This is a genomic window from Empedobacter sp. ULE_I140 (assembly GCF_053482575.1).
Map to the genome: position 1 here is coordinate 1,155,817 of NZ_JBQMTX010000001.1, position 18,115 is coordinate 1,173,931.

Consider the following 18,115-nt stretch of genomic DNA (forward strand, 5'->3'; position numbering starts at 1 on the left):
TACTAAATTATAATGATCTTAGGAATAATTGATAAATATTTTACTGTAGCAGAAGATTTATATAGAATAAGAATATTATCTAAAAATAATATTGAACGTTTCTTAATGTTGTTATATTTTCCTTTAATATTATCATCTTTAATACTTACTCAACCAAATCTTTCTCCATTAGTAATTTTAACTTTAGTAATATTCTCTTTTATTTTAATTATACCATCTATATATTATTTTACATTCTTTTTTTATAGAAATTTTAATTCTAATATTAAAAGTTTTCAATTAGAAAAAGGAGTTGATAATTTATCTACTGCTAATAGAATTGATTTTAAGCCTTGGAAAACTAATGATATTGATAATACATTTATTTTTAAATTATTTGACAGAAATGCTACCTTCTATAAACCTAAAAAAATTAAAAGCAAAAAAGTAATCGACAAATTAAGAGTTTTTTATAATGAAAAATCAAATGATTATTTTGAGAAATATGATTATGAGTTTGATTATTTTATTGACTTAATATTTAAAAATAAATCTTTAACTCTTAATGAACGTATAAAGTTAGATTCAGAACTTAAAGGAAGTTCAATAAAATTATTATTGAAAGAATTAAAACAAATAACGGGAATTTATCAATCAGAATTAGCCAAGCTATTTTATATTGAAACAAAATCTGATGGATTTAAAAATATTAATATTAAATCTATAAATTCTGCTTATTCTCAGCTAGATATAGATGAAAAAAGTTAATTGATTTTTTAATTTTAGATATTAATTTTTAATAATATGGATTAATTTATCACTTTCATTCGCTTTCATAACTATTAATTTCGACGTAATAATTCAAACAAATTTATTATGTCAGAAATTAAATTACTACAAGAGCTTCATGAGATGAAGACTCTTATTAAACAGAATTACATTAATGATAAACCGATTCTAACGTCTAAGGAATTGGAGTATTATCTTGGGTTTTCGTATTCAACCATTTCAAAACTTACTTCGTGTAAATTAATACCATTCAGCAAGCCGACTAATGGTGCTCTTTTCTTCTCTAAAGAAAAAATTCATGAATGGATAGATAAACATTCTATTCAGTCTGAAGATGACGCAGAGAAGCTATATCAATCCTATAACAAAAAAAGAAAAAGCAAGTAAGCTGATACTTGCTAAAATTTAAAAAAAATCATGTTATATGGACTTGAATTTAGAAAATCATCTAAAAGTAATAAAAATTGCTCCAAAATCTCTTTATAAGACAATGAATGCAAAAGAATGGATTGAAATAGGAAAATCTTTACCTGAGGTAAAACCTTTATTTGGTGATATTTGGAACGAAAATGAAGTCGCTATACTATTTGGAGAAACTGGAAGTGGTAAAAGCTTATTTAGTGTGCAGTTAGCTGATGCTATTTCTAAAGGTCGTACAATTTTAGGTTTACCAACTACTAAAAAGAAGGTGCTTTATTTTGATTTTGAAATATCAACTAAAAGTTTCTTTAAAAGATATTCTGATAAATATGGAAATATATACCAATTTAATGAAAACTTCCTAAGAGCCGAAATAGATCTTTCGAATGAATCTATTGATGAGTTTACAGATGCTGAAGGAATTATTAAAACAATCAAAAAAGAAATTGAATTTCATAAACCTGAGGTTGTTATAATTGATAATATCTCATATATAAGCTCGAATAATGAACGATCTAAAGATGCTTTAGAGTTTATGAAGTTTATTTTATCAATTTCTAGGTTAAACAATATTGCGGTATTGTTATTAGCTCATAGACCAAAAAATCCAAGTTTTAATAGTTTTCTTACAATTGATTCTTTGGCAGGTTCAAAAGCTTTAGCAAATTTCACAGATGTATGTTTTGGTATTGGAAAGAGTACTACTTATGATAATTTAGTTTATATAAAAGAATTGAAGAATCGTAATTTTCCAATAGTTTACAATACTGATAACGTAATTGTTTGTTCAGTTGAGTTTAAGAATTCAATGCTTCAATTTGTTTTTAAAAATTTAGATAGTGAAGAAAGTCATATTATTCTACAAAAAGAGGAAGATGATGAGATAAACACGCAAATATTGAAGTTTAAAAATGAAGGTTTAAGTAATGTTGAAATTGGAACTAAACTAGGAGTTTCAGAAGGGGCAATAAGGAAGAGACTTAAAAAGCTTCAATCTTAATTAATTCGTACTACCTCGTACCTAAGGTACGAGGTAGTACGAATTAAAATCTATTTTAAAATATTGTAATTCAGTGTTGTATCTGTTTGAATGTTTAATTTCGTACCTCGTACCAAATAAATAAGCAGATTATCTCGTACTTGTGGTACTAATTTGATACTTATTTGATTTTCAGGGTAATGTAAGTTATTTATTTTGTGTTATTAGTACGTATTGTTGACAATTTTGGTACGAGGTACGAATTGATATTTTTAAACGATTAAATGCTTGTGATTATGTGTTTTGTATTCTTTTTTTATCTCGTACCAATGGTACGAGTTTAACAATTAACTATTATAAAATGTTCAAGTATTGCCTAGAAAAATACTCAGGATCTAAATCTCGTTTTGTCTGTCCAAATTGCAAAGAGAAAGAATACACGAGATTTATAAACTGTGAAACTAAAGAGTATTTATCTTATGAATTTGGTCGTTGTAATCGAATCATTAAGTGTGGATATTTTAAATCTCCAACTGTGGTAAATGAATTCAATTATGAAAAGAATAATGAATTTGTAGAACCTAAAATTGAGTATTTAGATAAAAATGTATTTCAATTTTTTGAAATTACAAATTTCAAAAATCCACTTTCTATTTTTTTGAAATCATATTTTGATGAAAGTAAAGTAGAAGAAGTTTTGAATTTATATCAAGTAAAAACTGAAAAATTGAATGGAGATTATTTGACAATTTTTCCTCAATTAGATTTTGAATTCAATTTGAGAACAATAAAGAAAATGAAATATAATTCTGAAACAGGTAAACGAAAAAAGAATTTTTTTCAATGGTATAATCCTAATAAATCAAATCTTAAACAATGTCTTTTTGGTTTGTATCTATTAAATCACCCTGAATTTAAAAAATCAAAAATTATAATCGTTGAATCAGAAAAGACTGCACTGTTAGGTATGTTATATTTTAAGAATAAGTATTTGTTTTTAGCAACAGGAGGATTGATGAATTTGACAAAAGATAAATTGAAGTCTTTAAAAAATCGCGAAATTATTTTGATGCCTGATTTATCACCAATTGATTCTAAAAATTCAGCATTTGAATATTGGAGAGCCAAATCTGAAAAAATTTCAAATGAATTAAACTGTTCTATTTCTATCTCAAATTTATTGGAAGAAAATGCTACAATTCAGCAAAAGAATTTACAACAAGATCTTGGCGATTTTATAATTGAAGAGTTAACTAAAAAATCTATTTAGTTTAAATGAATACATATTACTATATGTATTACAAAAGATATTATTATGACGATTACGCTTAACTCCTTCTCAAGAAGTTAAGAGCTCATTCGCAACTTTATGTCGTTATCACTTCCATAAAGTTTCTACTTCGCTCTGCGAGGCTATTACAAGAATAATTTAATAAAATAAAAAATGAAAACTTCAATCAACTTCAAATGCGTCAAAGATGATTCGGAAGTTCATAATTTTCGCAAAAAATCTTACGATTATATTCGAAAAGATCTAACCAAAAATAATGAATATTGGTTAGGTGAAAAAATTGCTATTCGAAGAAATAAAATTGAACAATACTGTAAGGAAAAATCAGGAAGAAAATTACAAAAAAATGCTATGCCTATTCGTGAGGCAGTTGTTGTAATTAAAGAAAAAACAACAATGTTAGATTTACAAAATCTAATAAAACGATTAGAAATTGAATTAAAAATTAGAGTTTTTCAAATTGCAATTCATAAAGATGAAGGTCATTTTGATAAAGATACTAAAGAATGGAAACCAAACTATCACGCCCATCTTGTAGCAGATTGGCAAGATATAGAAACAGGAAAAACATTGAAACATAAATCACTTGATTATGTAAAAATGCAAGATATTACTGCTGAAGTTTTAGGAATGGAACGAGGTAGTTCTGGCGGTAAAAATCGGTTAGAAGCACTTGAGTTTAAAATCTCAAAAAAAGAAGAAGAATTAAATCAACTTCAAGAAAAAATTGACTTAATTACTAAAGAATTACAAGGTAAATCTTTAAATGATTTAAAAATAATGAAGAATGATTTATTAGGATTTAAACATAACGATAAAGAAAAAACTCTAGAAAATTATGAGAAAGTTATCAAGTCGTTGAACGTAAAATTAGATTCATTAAATCAAAATTTGAAGAAGAAAAATGAAGAAGTAATTAAATTAAAGGATAATTATTCTTTTATAAATAATGAAAATTCAAACTTAAAAATTAAGAATGCTAAGATTTTAACTGATAAAGATTTTCATGCAAAGGAGAAAAACGAGTATTTGAATTCAGTTTTACAATTATTGATTAATGAAACAAGATTCAATAAACTTAGGGATCCATATAAAGACAGATCTTCAAATGATATTTTAGTAAAAGAAGTTCAACAAATCACTTCTAAAATTATGGAGAAGAATCAAATTCCTCAAAGCACAATTGACACTTTGTTTTCTAATGAGAAAGTAGTTACTATTATATCTCAAATACTTAAACCAAATAGTGTTAATAATGAAAATGAAGAAAATCAACAAAAGAGAAGATCTCGCTATAAAAGGTAAATTATAAATAATCCTATTAATTAAAATTTAGTTATTTTTACAACAATTAAAATAGTATTTACGTACGCGTAAGCTATCGTTATGGTTTTAACTGAAATTGCGACCTTCATTTAAAAAGACCAATTAGCGATAGACTTACGCCCATGTCTATATATGGCGTGGGCTAGGTCTTTCAGGTCTTTTGGGTTGTCGCAAACCTCAGTTAATGATTGTACTTAGTTCCACGCTACGTTTTTTAAAACAATCAAGACATGGAAAACCAATTATCCCTACAAGAGAAAAAAACAATTATTTCTCAATTTTTAAATATTTCCTTTTTTGGAGATGTTAATCCACCAGAATTTAAACGATTAAATGAAGTTGAAGTAAAAGAATTTTCAGATTCTTTTAAATCAGGAATTCTGAATAGAACAGAAGATTTTAAACCATTCATCATTAGTTCAATTTCTGAATATATTTCAAATTTGAATGAATCAGATAGAAATAAATTGTATTTGATGCTTATATCAACAGCTAATTTTACAGCAGATACTTTTTTATATAATAAAAATGATGATAGTATAGAAGAAATTCATATTGGTATTCTTGAGGCAATTGAGAAAAATCAAACCAATTTTTTTGTTAATTTATTTTTTGCTCGAATTCTAACTATAAAAGGAGGGATAGTAGCTTATAAAACTCATTATGCAACAAAAGAATGGTATGAATCTGCAATAGAAAATCAGTTGAAAGACTTTAATGAACTATGTTTTACTAATTAAATATTTGATAAAATGAAAGCAAAACTTATCACATTCATCTTATTCTATACGATTTTAAATTCTTTCTCTTATGCTCAACAAAAATGTCCTGATTTAGAGAATGAAATCAAAATTCAAAAAGCTAAAAATGAAGAACTATCAAAGGAAAATCTCTATTACAAAGAAACGCTTAATTTATTGAAACCAATACAATCAGTGAAGCTTGATGGTTTGCAATTAGATATTACAAGAGTTGTTGGATCTAAAGCTGATAAAACAGTTACGGTAACTTTTATGTACAAAAATATAGAAACTGAAACACGAAGTTTTTTTCAATGTGAACAAGCTTATTTTATAGATCCACAAGGAAACCAAGAACAAACTTATGAAGTCTTTGTTTCGTTTAATAATGGAATTCGTGCTGAAAATATTAAACCTAATATCCCAACTAAAGCAACCATCACATTCAAAACAACCGAAACAACCTTCCCAACCATAAGGCAATTAAAAATAATTGTTTATCCAAAAGAAGTAATGGCAAAACAAATTGAAGCAATCTTTGAAAACCTTGATGTAGTTTGGAAATAGAAAATAAAGCATGAGCCGATTAGTAATTCTAATCGGTTCATCTTTTTAATACAACTCTATTGATTGAAATAATAGAGTGTTTATGAGAGTATTTGTTTTTCTTTAATTTTATATATTTGAAAAACTCTACAAAAAAATATTTTATAAATAATCCATAAATAATTTGCAGGATATTATTTTTTATTTAACCTTTGTTGAAGTGAAATTTGAAACATTCTACAATGAAAAATTATCAAAAGGTGAAATTAAGAGATATTGCTTCGTTTACTTTTGGTTTTCATACGAGTAAAATTGAAAGTCAAGGAATTATTTATCTACAAGCGCGTAATTTTAACGAGAATGGAAGTTATTTGAATAACGTAGATAAATATATTGAATTGAATGAAAACAAAGATGATGTACTCTTAAAAGATGGAGATGTTCTTTTTGTAGGTAAGGGGATGCGATTTTTTGCATATACATATAAACAAGAAATTGGTGAGGCTGTAGCATCATCTATTTTCTATATAATAAAAACGAATCGAGAGGCACTTTTACCAGATTATTTAGCCTGTATTCTTAATCATTCTAAAAGTCATAACTACTTTAACAGTATCGGAGCTGGTAGTTCTATTCCTTCTATTCGTAAAAGCGAATTAGCAGATTTCGAAATTAATCTTCCATCATTACAAGTACAACATAAAATTGTAGAAATGTATGATCTCCATAATAAAGAAATACAATTATTAGAACAACTAAAAGAAAAAAAGCAAGTAAGATTTAACCAATTAATTAACGAAATAACAAAATAAAAATATGGCATCAAAATTAACGCAACAAGAGATCAATAAAGTAGTATGGAAAGCATGTGATTCATTACGCCCGGTCATGGGAAGTGGTTCATATAAGGATTACATCTTAACATTGTTATTCGTAAAATATTTATCTGACGTTTGGAATGAAAAAGCAAACGATTTAAGAGCTAAATACGACGGAAACGAAGAGATGGTTAAGCGTCAATTAAAACGTGAACGTTTTGTATTACCTGAAGAAAGTTCTTTCGATTATCTTTTTGAGAATCGTAATGAAAATAACATTGGAGAGTTAATAGATATTGCGTTAACTAAATTAGAAGATGAAAACCGTTCAAAATTAGCTATGGTATTCCGTAGCATATCGTTCAATTCAGAAACTGCTTTTGGTCCTACAAAACAACGCAATCAAATTCTTAAAAATCTGCTTACAGATTTGAATGAGCTTAACTTACAACCTTCTCATTTAGAAAATAATGATGTTATTGGTGATAGCTATGAATATTTAATTTCCTTATTTGCAGGTGAAGCAGGTAAGAAAGCTGGTGAATTCTATACTCCATCAGAGGTAAGTACCTTATTAGCTAAGTTAGTAGATCCACAACCAAGTAATCGTATTTGTGATCCGGCTTGTGGTTCGGGTTCTTTATTGATTAAAGTTGCCAAAGAAATCGAAGGGAAAAATTATGCCTTATATGGTCAGGAGAACAACGGTTCTACTTGGGCACTTTCTCGTATGAATATGTTCTTGCACGAAGAAGATAATGCAGTAATCGAATGGGGAGATACGTTAAACCACCCACAATTAAAGGAGGAAGATAGTTTAATGAAGTTTGATATTGTAGTAGCTAATCCACCATTTTCATTAGACAAATGGGGAGCAGAAAACGCCGATGCAGATACATACAAACGCTTCCATCGTGGGGTTCCTCCAAAATCTAAAGGTGATTATGCGTTCATTTCTCACATGATCGAAACAACTTATCAAGATTCTGGAAAAGTTGGTGTTATTGTTCCGCATGGTGTATTATTTAGAGGAAGTAGCGAAGGTAAAATCCGCCAAAAGTTAATTGAAGAAAACATGTTAGAAGCTGTAATTGGTTTACCTGCCAACTTATTCTTTGGTACAGGTATTCCTGCGGCTATTCTTATTTTCAATAAAGCTAAAGGTTCTAATACCAATGTGTTGTTTATAGATGCAAGTGCAGAGTACGATTCTGGTAAAAATCAAAATAAATTAAGTGAAAAACACATCCAAAAGATAGTTGATGAATTTAAAAAATTCAAAGCTTTACCTGCTTTAGAAACAGAAAATGGAGAAGTACTTACCGATAAATTCTCTTACCGTGCAACCTTTGAAGATATTAAATCAAACGAGTTCAATTTAAATATTCCTCGTTACATCGATACATTTGAAGAAGAAGCCGAAGTAGACATCAAAGAAGTGAACAACGACATCAACCAACTTAAAAACAGTTTGGCAGAAACAGAAGCTAAAATGCAAGCGTTTTTAAAGGAATTAAAGCTAATATAGATTAACCTACTTAAACCAAAAAACAACTATTTGGTTAGTAACTGGCGAATGGCATGGTGGTGGTGTAGAACATGGTAATTCAAAAAAATAATGAAAATACAATACATTTCAGATCTTCATTTAGAATCACATAACAACAGGATGTTTTTTGAAAAATATCCTGTTCAACCTTGTGCCGATTATTTAGTTCTTGCTGGCGATATTATACCATTAAACCAGATCGATCAAATTAATTTTTTCCTAGATCATATCAGTCAGGCGTTTACTAAAGTTTTTTGGATTCCTGGAAATCATGAATTTTATGGCTCAGATTACCAATCATATCAATCCTGTAATATTCCCATTCGAGAAAATGTATTTTTAATCAATAACCAATCGGTTCTGATAGAAGATTATCAAATGATTTGCTCTACTTTATGGTCTAATGTAGACCTAAACAAAAGATGGTTTTTACAATATCACATCAATGATTTTAAATACATTAAATACCAAGAGGATTATATAGATGCGTTCGATTATAATGCATTTCATATCGATGCCTTGAGTTTTTTGGAGCATAAATTTCAAACTGCAAATCCCAGTAAAACCATCGTAGTAACACATCATTGTCCTGTAATCTTATCTATTCCGGAACAAGAAAATTTCAGTTCTGTTTATGGATCTTCGTTAGAGGAGTTGATTGTTAAATACCAACCACTGTATTGGATTTATGGTCATACACATACAGCCAATGAGATAATAAACATAAGGAACACGAGCTTACTTACCAATCAATTTGATAAGGCTTCAGGAATAAAGGATTGGAATAAAATTATTGATTTTTAATTTAATAACACTTTTTCTGCATAATAACATTATATTTGTTATCGTGCAATTTCAATGTTAGTATTATGATTCAGCTAAAAAATTACATCAACGAAACGATAGGAATTCATTGCGAGGTAAGCCCTTTAAGCAAGAATATCCTTAATCAATTACCCATCTATTTGCGTAATGCTTATGGATGGTACGAGTTGTTGATGTTAAATAAAAAATTCGTCATTGCCTATGCAGAAACGGATGACGAGTTTACAATTGCAGCCATAGACACGCAACTAGCAAATATTGAAGAAAGAATTAATCAACCCATTATTCTTTGTGTGGACGAAATGGAAGCCTATAATCGTAAACGATTAATCGAAAAAAAACGTGCCTTTATTGTACCGTTTAAGCAACTGTATATACCATACGTATTCATCGATTTTACAGAATACAGATACCAAACCAAAGGACGCACTGCACAAACCTTGCAACCTTTTGCTCAGGTATTAGTCATTGCACATTTGCTGAATACAAATAATCGATATACAATCGAAGATATTCCATTAAAAGAAATTGCAAACCAATTTCAGGTAAATACCATCAACGTTTCGCGTGCAGTCGAAAATTTAGTCGAATTAGAATTAATAGAAATCGTACAGCGTGGTCGCTATAAAATGTTCCAATTCAAATTCGATAGAAAAACATTGTGGGAAAAAGGGCTACAAAACAACATTTTTATCAATCCCATTGCTAAAGAGTATTTCATAGCGGATAATTTTAATTGGAATTTACCATTATTAAAAGCAGGAGATACCGCTTTAACGGAGTACACCAATATAAATCCAAGCGATCAAATGGCTTTTGCTACAGATAATCAAACATTTAATTTAATTAAGAAGAATAACCAACCCAATACATTCAATGAATTTGGTGGAGAATTTCTATTTCAAATATGGAAATACGATCCAAATTTCATCAACAGAATCAGTCAATCTGCATACGACAAGGTCGATCCAATCTCTTTATTCTTAACCTATAAAGAAGATCAAGACGAACGTGTGCAAATGGAATTAGAACACTTAATCAATCGATTTATATGGTAAAAGGCATAGAACAATTTAAAGCATATTTTGCTGCATTTCCAGATAATTATATCATTATCGGTGGTACTGCTTGCGATATGATTATAGAAGATGAAGGATTAGTAGCTCGTGCCACAAAAGATATTGACATCATTTTGGTGGTAGAAGCTTTAAATCCGGAGTTCTTAAAAACATTTTGGCAATTTATAAAAGAGGGCAATTACAACCGTAAAGAAATAAGTAGCGACGAACGCCAATACTATCGATTTATGGATCCGGAAAACGAAGATTTTCCACAGCAGATAGAATTGTTTTCGCGTAAACCAGATTTGATTGAATTAGATCCTGAAATGCACTTAACGCCTATTCCGGCAGATGATGATTTAAGTAGCTTATCAGCCATTTTATTAGACGATACCTTCTACCAATTTATTAGAGAGCATAGTGTGGTCGTGGCAGATGTACATCGTGCCAATACAGAAGCCTTAATTGCTTTAAAGGCGAAAGCGTATTTAGACATTACGGGGCGTATTGCCAATGGAAGCAAAGAAGACAGCAAACATCTAAAAAAGCATAAAAACGATTGCCTCAAATTAGCTTTGCTATTTACTGGAGAAGAGCGTTTTGAATTGCCTCAACCCATCAAAGAGCTGATGATAGATTTCCTTAAAATGATAAAAGAGGATTTACCTACACCCGATGTGTTTAAAGCAATGGGGATGAAAGGCGCTAAAAGCGAAGACGCACTAGATGTAATAAAGTCTGTGTTTACGATTACAGACGAAGACCTAGCATAAAAATATTACAAAATGACAAAAACAACACAATATAAAAATACAGCCATCGGCCCTATCCCTACAGAATGGGAAGTGAAGAAGTTGGGAGAATTAGGAGAAATTTTAAATGGTTTAACTTATTCTCCAAAGGATATCGTAGACGAAAATGAAGGAATATTAGTATTAAGATCTTCGAACATTCAAAATGACAATTTAGTTTTTGATGATAATGTCTTTGTGAAATCAACGAATCTAAAATACAATCCTGTAGAATTAAATGATATATTAATTTGTGTTAGAAATGGAAGTAAATCTTTAATTGGTAAAAATGCATTAATAACTGAAGAAGCTAAAGGAATGGCTTTTGGTGCATTTATGTCTATTTATAGAAGTGAATTGAACTCATATTTATATCATTGCTTTAAATCTGATATTTATCAAAATCATATTAATAAAAATTTAGGAGCAACTATAAATTCTATTAACGGAAGTGATTTAAAACAATTCTCTTTCCCACTTCCACCACTACCAGAGCAACAAAAAATTGCCGATGTATTGTCTACGTGGGATAAAGCCATCCAAGAAACCGATGCCATCATCAAAAAACTAGAAGATAGAAATAAGGCGTTGGCGTTTTCGTTGTTGACTGGAAAAATGGTTAGTAAAAATTCTAAAGAAATTGCTTTAAGCAAATTTTTAACTTTTACACCAAGAGAAATTGATAAACCAACAGAGAACTATTTAGCATTAGGGATTAGAAGTCACGGAAAAGGATTATTCCATAAACCAGATTCAGATCCAAAGGCAATTGCAATGGATAAATTATACGAAGTAAAAGAGAATGACTTCATTGTAAATATAACTTTTGCTTGGGAACACGCAGTTGCAATTGTCAGTAAAGAAGATGTTGGTGGTTTAGTATCTCATCGTTTTCCTACATACGAAATAGATACGAACCAAGTTAAGGTCGAATATTTTAGACATTTAATTCTTCAACCATTTTTCAGAAAAATGTTAGAGAATATTTCTCCTGGTGGAGCAGGTCGAAATAGAGTGTTGAGTAAAAAGGACTTATTAAAGCTTAAAGTATCAATTCCAACATTAGAAGAACAAAATGCCATTGCAGAAATCCTAAACACAGCGAACCAAGAAGTAAAACAATACCAACAAAAATTAGAGGCACTTAAACTTCAGAAAAAAGGATTAATGCAGCAATTATTAACCGGTAAAGTAAGAACGGTATAACACTAAATGAATTAACAAAAAACAAATTATGAATATTGAAAATATACTGGATGATTTATTAGCACTATCATCTGAAAATGAAGTTGTAGAATTTAAAGAAGCTAAAAATCAATATGATTTCACTAAACTTGGAAAGTATTTTTCGGCTATTAGTAATGAAGCTAATTTGAAAAATAAACCATTTGGTTGGCTAGTTTTTGGTATTGAAGATAAAAAACATAATGTTGTTGGTACTCAATATCGAAAAAATAGAACTGATTTAGACAAACTTAAAGGTGAAATAGCAAATAAGACTACGAACCGCATTACTTATATAGATATTTACGAACTGGAGCGTGAAGGTAATCGTATATTGATGTTTCAAATACCAGCCGCACCACGTGGTTTACCAATCGCATTCGATGGACATTATTACGCTCGTGATGGTGAAGAGCTTTGTCCTTTGAATCTTGAAAAGTTAGAACGTATTAGAGCTCAAGCAGTTTTGGAAGATTGGAGTCAAGGAATAGTGGCTAATGCTGATTTATCTGATTTAGACGAAGAAGCTATTACGGTTGCGCGTAAAAACTTTAAAAGTAAATTTCCAGACAAGGCGGAAGAGATGGAAAGTTGGGATACCATTACTTTTCTTAACAAAGCTAAATTAACTATCAAGGGTAAAATTACACGTACTGCGCTTATTCTTTTAGGTAAAGATGAGTCAGAACATCTTCTAGCTCCTGCTGAAGTGAAAATAAGATGGAAATTAGTAGATAAAGAAAATAATGATATTGATCACGAGATTTATGGCATGCCTTTAATTTTATCTGTAGAAAAAGTGTTTGCTAAAATTCGTAATATCAAGTATCGATATATGAAGGAAGGTACGATTTTTCCTGAAGAAGTTTCCAAATATGAGCCTTTTTCGATTCGCGAGGCTATTAATAACTGTATAGCACACCAAGACTATACAAAAGGTGCAAGAATTAATATCATAGAATCAGATGATAAATTAATATTCACGAATTATGGTACATTTATTCCTGGTTCGGTTGAAAAAGTGGTAATAGAAGATGCACCAGAGGAGTTTTATCGTAATAAATTTTTAGCTACAGCAATGTTTAATCTAAAAATGGTGGAAACAGCTGGTGGGGGAATTAAGAAAATATTCAATTATCAACGAGTTCGTTATTTCCCAATGCCGGATTACGATTTTTCTGATAATAAAGTAAAAGTAACTATTCCTGGGGAAATCTTAGATATGGACTACGCTCGATTATTAGCAAAGAATAAGGACTTGAGTTTAGAGGATATTATATTATTAGATAAAGTTCAAAAAAAGATAGCTATTTCTTCAGAGGAAGAAAAATATTTAAGAGGAAGAAAATTAATCGAAGGTAGAAAACCGAATTATCACATTAGTTTAAATGTAGCTAAGAAAACTGGTTTAAAAGCTGACTATACAAAAAACAAGGCTTTTGATAAGCAATATTATTTAGATTTAATCATCAAATCAATTACTCAGCATAAAGAGGTGACAAGAAAAGATATAGACGAGTTATTATGGAAAAAACTTCCGGATGTAATGACCGAGGAACAAAAGAAGAATAAAGTTGGGAATTTGATAACTGAATTGAGAAAATCTGGTAAGATAATAAATAATGGAACAGCAAAAGAATCCAAATGGATGTTAGCCAAATAACCTTGAAAATTAAAATTTAAGAGAAGACTTAAGAGAAGACTTAAGAGAAGACTTAAGAGAAGACTTAAGAGAAGACTTAAGAGAAGACTTAAGAGAAGACTTAAGAGAAGACTTAAGAGAAGACTTAAGAGAAGCTTAAGAGAAATTTTTACTAAATACCCAACCAAACGAATATTATAAATGACCCCATCATACCAAGAAGATCACATCAGTCAAATCCCAGCCATTCAACTATTGATGAAGCTGGGGTACAAATACATTGCGCCAGAGGAGGCATTAGCTTTACGAGATAACCGTACCAGCAATGTGTTATTAACTCCTATCCTAAAAGAACAATTAGCCAAGATAAATACCATCCATTACAAAGGACAAGAGTATCAATTTTCAGAAGCTAACATCAACTTGGCAATAAATGAGGTGAAAGATTTACCCCTTCATTTAGGACATATCAATGCCAATCAACATTTTTATGATTTAATAACGTTAGGTAAATCTTTTGAACAAACCATTAATGGTGATCGCAAGAGTTTTTCATTTAAATATATCGATTGGGAAAATCCTGAAAACAACGTTTTTCATGTTTCAGAAGAGTTTGCTGTAACGCGTTCCAATCGTTCAGATACGTACAGACCAGATATTGTATTGTTTGTAAACGGTTTGCCTTTAGGTATCATCGAATGCAAATCCAATGCGATAAAATCTCCTATTGATGAAGCAATTTCTCAAAACCTTCGCAACCAAAAGGAGGATGGTATTCGTGATTTGTATGTGTACTCTAATTTAGTGATGGGATTGGCTGTTAATAAAGCCAAATACGCAACTACAGGTACGCCAAAAGAATTCTGGAACGTTTGGATAGAAAAATTTACGAAGAATTATACGGAACAAGAATTTCTTAAAGAGTTAAATAGTATAAAGCAAGTCCCATTACCTGATGATGAGCGTACCGAAATATTTAAAACAAGATATGCATCTACTTTTAAACATTTTAATGAGTTAGAAAAAGAGGTAGTAATGCTTACAGAACAAGACAAAATGATCTATTCTATTTGTCGTCCTGAACGTTTCCTAGAATTAATGTATAAGTATATTTTATATGATGATGGAATTAAAAAAATTGCACGTTATCAACAGTATTTCGGGATCAAAAAAACAATCAAAAGAATTGAAAAAGTAGGTACTGATGGTAAGCGTCGTGGAGGTGTTATTTGGCATACACAAGGTAGTGGAAAATCATTAACTATGGCGATGCTTGCTCAAATGATTGCTTTAAATAAAAACATTAAAAATCCTAAAATTGTTTTAGTTACAGACCGTATCGACCTAAACGATCAAATTACAGATACGTTTAAAAAATGTAAAATTGATGTAGTCGAAGCTTCTACGGGTAAACATTTAATCGATTTGTTAAACAGTTCATCTGATGCTGTAATTACAACCATCATAAACAAGTTTAAAGCAGCAGTTGCAAAAGCACCTGAAGGTTTTACTTCTTCTGAAATATTTGTATTGATTGATGAGGGGCATCGTAGTCAATACGGTACCTTCAACGTAAAAATGCAAAAAACGTTTCCTAATGCTTGTTTTATTGCGTTTACAGGAACTCCTTTGATGAAGTCTGAAAAGGATACAGCTAAAAAATTCGGAGGCGTTATCGATGAGTACACCATTAAAGATGCAGTTGAAGATGGAGCGGTATTGCCTTTGTTTTATGAAGGGCGTCACAACGACATCACTGTAAACGAAAAGCCTTTAGATAATTATTTTGAAAAAGTTTCTGAACCTTTAACCAAATATGGTAAAGCAAGTTTAAAAAGAAAATTCAGTTCTAAAAACACGATTAATAAATCTGATCAAGTAATTTATGATCGAGCTTGGGATATTTCAGATCATTTTACTGAATTCATACAAGGTACTGGTTTTAAAGCACAGTTAGTAGCTCCAAATAAAACCACCGCCATTATGTACCATAATTATTTAAAGGAGATTGGTAAAGTAACTTCAGAAGTTGTAATCTCAGCTCCTGATAGCCGCAAAGATAATGACGATGCTTATGTTGAAAACGAAGACGTAGTGCAGAAGTTTTATAAAGCAATGATTGATAAGTACGGTAATCATAAAGATTATGAAGAAAATATCATCAAATCATTCAAAAAACAAGAACATCCCGAAATTATCATTGTGGTTGATAAATTATTAACAGGGTTTGATGCGCCTATAAATCGTGTATTGTACTTAACACGTAATTTAAAAGATCATACCTTATTGCAAGCGATAGCAAGGGTTAATCGTGTACACGAAGGAAAAGATTATGGGTTAATCATCGACTATTACGGAAACTTAGAAAATTTAGACAAAGCTATCGAAGATTATTCTGGGGATAATGAGTTAGATAAAGAAGACGTAAAAGGTTCTGTTACCAATGTAAACGAATTAATAAATCAATTGCCTCAAGCATATTCAGAATTATGGGATGTTTTTAAAACAGTAAAGAATAAGTTTGATACAGAAGCTTATGCTGTTTTATTAGGTGATGAAGAAATGCGCCATACATTTTACGAAAAATTATCTAAGTTTCTTCGTTTGTTCAATTTGGCGATGTCTACTGTACAGTTCAATGATAGTAAAAATGATGAAATCATTGAAAAATACAAAAAAGAAAGCAAGTTCTTTATCCAATTGCGCATCGATGTCAAGAGAAGATATTTTGATGATATTGATTATAAAGAATATGAAAAACAAGTTCAAAAATTAATTGATAAACACATTGTTACAGACGGTGAAGTATTAAAAATTACACAACCAATTGATATTTTTAATAAACAACAACGTGATGATGAAGTAGAAAAATTAATTGGTAGTGCAGCAAAAGCAGATCATATTGCATCGCGAACATCAAAAGGGATTAGCATTAAAATGCAAGAAGATCCTATTTTCTATACTAAGTTGTCAGATTTAATTAAGCAAACCATTCAAGAATACAAACAAAGTAGAATTGATGAGGCTGAATACTTAAACAGAATCAAGGATATTGAAAATACGTTTATTAATGGTAAGCAAGACAATGTGCCGAAAAGTATTGTAGATAATAAGATTGCGATTGCATTTTATAATTTCATAAATGATAAATTATCAGAGCATTTAAAAGATAATAATCAAAATGCGGATATTGCTTTAGAGGTGAGATCTTTAATTGAAGGGGTTGTTTTAGAGGGGAACAAACCAATTGTAGATTGGAAATCAAATGCTGATTTAGAAAAGAAAATTTGGAATGAATTAGACGATTATTTCTATGGTATTTCTTTACAATTAGAGCAAAACATTCCTTTTGATATAATTGATGCATTTATAGAAGAAGTAATTAAAATTGCAAAAAAACAGATGGATTAATGGATAAGATTGAATATAAATATGGGAGTAAGACAATTGTAGCAGAGGTTTTATATTCAAATAGAAAGACATTAGATTTAAGAGTGTTTCCAGAAGGGAATGTGCAAATTACAGCTCCTTTAAATACGCCTGTAGATATCATCTTAGAGAAGGTGAAACCTAAATCAAAATGGGTCATTCAACAACAAAAAGCATTTGAATTATATAGGCCATTTACGTCTGATAAAATTTACATACCTGGTGAAACGCATCGATATTTAGGTCGTCAATATAAATTGAAAATAACTAAAAAAGAGAAAGGCTACAATACAATTTCATTAGCTAAAGGATTGATGCATATTGAAACAACAAAAGAGGATGTAGAACCAATTATTACAAAATTCTATAAATCAAAAGCTGATGTTGTTTTCTCAGAGTTATTGCAAACGTTATTAGAAGAATTTCCAAGATTTAAAGAATATGAAATTTCTCTAAGTCACAAATTCTTAAAAAAGCGTTGGGGAAGTTGCGCTACAAATGGTAATATTTTATTAAATACCGAGTTAATTAAGGCAAGTAAAATTTGTATCGAATATGTAATTATCCATGAATTATGTCATTTAATTCATCCCAATCATTCAAAAGAATTTTATGATTTACTAACTGAATTACTACCTAATTGGCAAAAAATTAAACATAAATTGGAAAGAGATTTGGCTTAGAGTTAAAATATCCCAATAACTAT

General features: G+C 29.8%; 16 protein-coding genes. All 16 read left to right on the plus strand.

From position 1 onward, the window contains the following. Nucleotides 1–12 precede the first annotated feature (12 nt). The 16 genes from ACTS9J_RS05560 (at nucleotide 13) to ACTS9J_RS05635 (ending at nucleotide 18,092) form a co-directional block, all read left to right on the plus strand. The gene (locus ACTS9J_RS05560; RefSeq protein ID WP_448352985.1) at nucleotides 13–747 is read left to right on the plus strand and encodes a hypothetical protein; all 735 of its coding nucleotides are present in this window, start codon (nucleotides 13–15) and stop codon (nucleotides 745–747) included. A 108-nt stretch (nucleotides 748–855) separates the two neighbouring features. Continuing rightward, complete coding sequence (locus ACTS9J_RS05565) at nucleotides 856–1,155, plus strand: helix-turn-helix transcriptional regulator (protein WP_072929972.1); 300 nt, start codon at nucleotides 856–858, stop codon at nucleotides 1,153–1,155. A 37-nt stretch (nucleotides 1,156–1,192) separates the two neighbouring features. After that, nucleotides 1,193–2,188: an AAA family ATPase gene (locus ACTS9J_RS05570; protein ID WP_448352986.1), complete on the plus strand. Its 996-nt coding sequence runs from the start codon at nucleotides 1,193–1,195 to the stop codon at nucleotides 2,186–2,188. 340 nt (nucleotides 2,189–2,528) lie between these two features. Continuing rightward, complete coding sequence (locus ACTS9J_RS05575) at nucleotides 2,529–3,437, plus strand: DUF6371 domain-containing protein (protein WP_448352987.1); 909 nt, start codon at nucleotides 2,529–2,531, stop codon at nucleotides 3,435–3,437. Between the two features lie 174 nt (nucleotides 3,438–3,611). Beyond that, a complete protein-coding gene (locus ACTS9J_RS05580; protein ID WP_448352988.1) occupies nucleotides 3,612–4,763 on the plus strand; it encodes a hypothetical protein in 1,152 nt (383 codons plus the stop codon). 251 nt (nucleotides 4,764–5,014) lie between these two features. After that, nucleotides 5,015–5,524 (plus strand): hypothetical protein, encoded by a 510-nt coding sequence (locus ACTS9J_RS05585; RefSeq protein ID WP_448352989.1) that lies wholly within the window; start codon nucleotides 5,015–5,017, stop codon nucleotides 5,522–5,524. A 12-nt stretch (nucleotides 5,525–5,536) separates the two neighbouring features. Then, nucleotides 5,537–6,091 (plus strand): hypothetical protein, encoded by a 555-nt coding sequence (locus tag ACTS9J_RS05590; protein ID WP_448352990.1) that lies wholly within the window; start codon nucleotides 5,537–5,539, stop codon nucleotides 6,089–6,091. A 221-nt stretch (nucleotides 6,092–6,312) separates the two neighbouring features. Continuing rightward, a complete protein-coding gene (locus tag ACTS9J_RS05595) occupies nucleotides 6,313–6,882 on the plus strand; it encodes a restriction endonuclease subunit S (protein WP_448352991.1) in 570 nt (189 codons plus the stop codon). A gap of 4 nt (nucleotides 6,883–6,886) precedes the next feature. Then, a complete protein-coding gene (locus tag ACTS9J_RS05600) occupies nucleotides 6,887–8,416 on the plus strand; it encodes a type I restriction-modification system subunit M (protein WP_448352992.1) in 1,530 nt (509 codons plus the stop codon). A 90-nt stretch (nucleotides 8,417–8,506) separates the two neighbouring features. Then, nucleotides 8,507–9,241 carry a metallophosphoesterase gene (locus ACTS9J_RS05605; RefSeq protein WP_448352993.1) on the plus strand — a complete coding sequence of 245 codons (735 nt, stop codon included), beginning with the start codon at nucleotides 8,507–8,509 and terminating at the stop codon, nucleotides 9,239–9,241. Nucleotides 9,242–9,306: 65 nt separating this feature from the next. Continuing rightward, nucleotides 9,307–10,320, plus strand: a complete 1,014-nt coding sequence (locus ACTS9J_RS05610; RefSeq protein WP_448352994.1) for a hypothetical protein — start codon at nucleotides 9,307–9,309, stop codon at nucleotides 10,318–10,320. After that, complete coding sequence (locus ACTS9J_RS05615) at nucleotides 10,314–11,096, plus strand: hypothetical protein (protein ID WP_448352995.1); 783 nt, start codon at nucleotides 10,314–10,316, stop codon at nucleotides 11,094–11,096. Before ACTS9J_RS05610 ends, ACTS9J_RS05615 begins: the two co-directional genes overlap by 7 nt. 12 nt (nucleotides 11,097–11,108) lie before the next feature. Then, a complete protein-coding gene (locus ACTS9J_RS05620) occupies nucleotides 11,109–12,320 on the plus strand; it encodes a restriction endonuclease subunit S (protein WP_448352996.1) in 1,212 nt (403 codons plus the stop codon). 28 nt (nucleotides 12,321–12,348) lie between these two features. After that, a complete protein-coding gene (locus ACTS9J_RS05625) occupies nucleotides 12,349–14,001 on the plus strand; it encodes an RNA-binding domain-containing protein (RefSeq protein WP_291073372.1) in 1,653 nt (550 codons plus the stop codon). A 180-nt stretch (nucleotides 14,002–14,181) separates the two neighbouring features. Then, a complete protein-coding gene (locus tag ACTS9J_RS05630) occupies nucleotides 14,182–17,391 on the plus strand; it encodes a type I restriction endonuclease subunit R (protein ID WP_448352997.1) in 3,210 nt (1,069 codons plus the stop codon). Beyond that, nucleotides 17,391–18,092 (plus strand): M48 family metallopeptidase, encoded by a 702-nt coding sequence (locus ACTS9J_RS05635; protein ID WP_448352998.1) that lies wholly within the window; start codon nucleotides 17,391–17,393, stop codon nucleotides 18,090–18,092. Before ACTS9J_RS05630 ends, ACTS9J_RS05635 begins: the two co-directional genes overlap by 1 nt. Nucleotides 18,093–18,115: the final 23 nt, after the last annotated feature.

Coding starts and splice junctions, on each gene's coding strand:
- ACTS9J_RS05560 (WP_448352985.1), top strand. CDS start 13: ATGATCTTAGGAATAATTGATAAATATTTTACTGTAGCAGAAGATTTA.
- ACTS9J_RS05565 (WP_072929972.1), top strand. CDS start 856: ATGTCAGAAATTAAATTACTACAAGAGCTTCATGAGATGAAGACTCTT.
- ACTS9J_RS05570 (WP_448352986.1), top strand. CDS start 1,193: ATGGACTTGAATTTAGAAAATCATCTAAAAGTAATAAAAATTGCTCCA.
- ACTS9J_RS05575 (WP_448352987.1), top strand. CDS start 2,529: ATGTTCAAGTATTGCCTAGAAAAATACTCAGGATCTAAATCTCGTTTT.
- ACTS9J_RS05580 (WP_448352988.1), top strand. CDS start 3,612: ATGAAAACTTCAATCAACTTCAAATGCGTCAAAGATGATTCGGAAGTT.
- ACTS9J_RS05585 (WP_448352989.1), top strand. CDS start 5,015: ATGGAAAACCAATTATCCCTACAAGAGAAAAAAACAATTATTTCTCAA.
- ACTS9J_RS05590 (WP_448352990.1), top strand. CDS start 5,537: ATGAAAGCAAAACTTATCACATTCATCTTATTCTATACGATTTTAAAT.
- ACTS9J_RS05595 (WP_448352991.1), top strand. CDS start 6,313: ATGAAAAATTATCAAAAGGTGAAATTAAGAGATATTGCTTCGTTTACT.
- ACTS9J_RS05600 (WP_448352992.1), top strand. CDS start 6,887: ATGGCATCAAAATTAACGCAACAAGAGATCAATAAAGTAGTATGGAAA.
- ACTS9J_RS05605 (WP_448352993.1), top strand. CDS start 8,507: ATGAAAATACAATACATTTCAGATCTTCATTTAGAATCACATAACAAC.
- ACTS9J_RS05610 (WP_448352994.1), top strand. CDS start 9,307: ATGATTCAGCTAAAAAATTACATCAACGAAACGATAGGAATTCATTGC.
- ACTS9J_RS05615 (WP_448352995.1), top strand. CDS start 10,314: ATGGTAAAAGGCATAGAACAATTTAAAGCATATTTTGCTGCATTTCCA.
- ACTS9J_RS05620 (WP_448352996.1), top strand. CDS start 11,109: ATGACAAAAACAACACAATATAAAAATACAGCCATCGGCCCTATCCCT.
- ACTS9J_RS05625 (WP_291073372.1), top strand. CDS start 12,349: ATGAATATTGAAAATATACTGGATGATTTATTAGCACTATCATCTGAA.
- ACTS9J_RS05630 (WP_448352997.1), top strand. CDS start 14,182: ATGACCCCATCATACCAAGAAGATCACATCAGTCAAATCCCAGCCATT.
- ACTS9J_RS05635 (WP_448352998.1), top strand. CDS start 17,391: ATGGATAAGATTGAATATAAATATGGGAGTAAGACAATTGTAGCAGAG.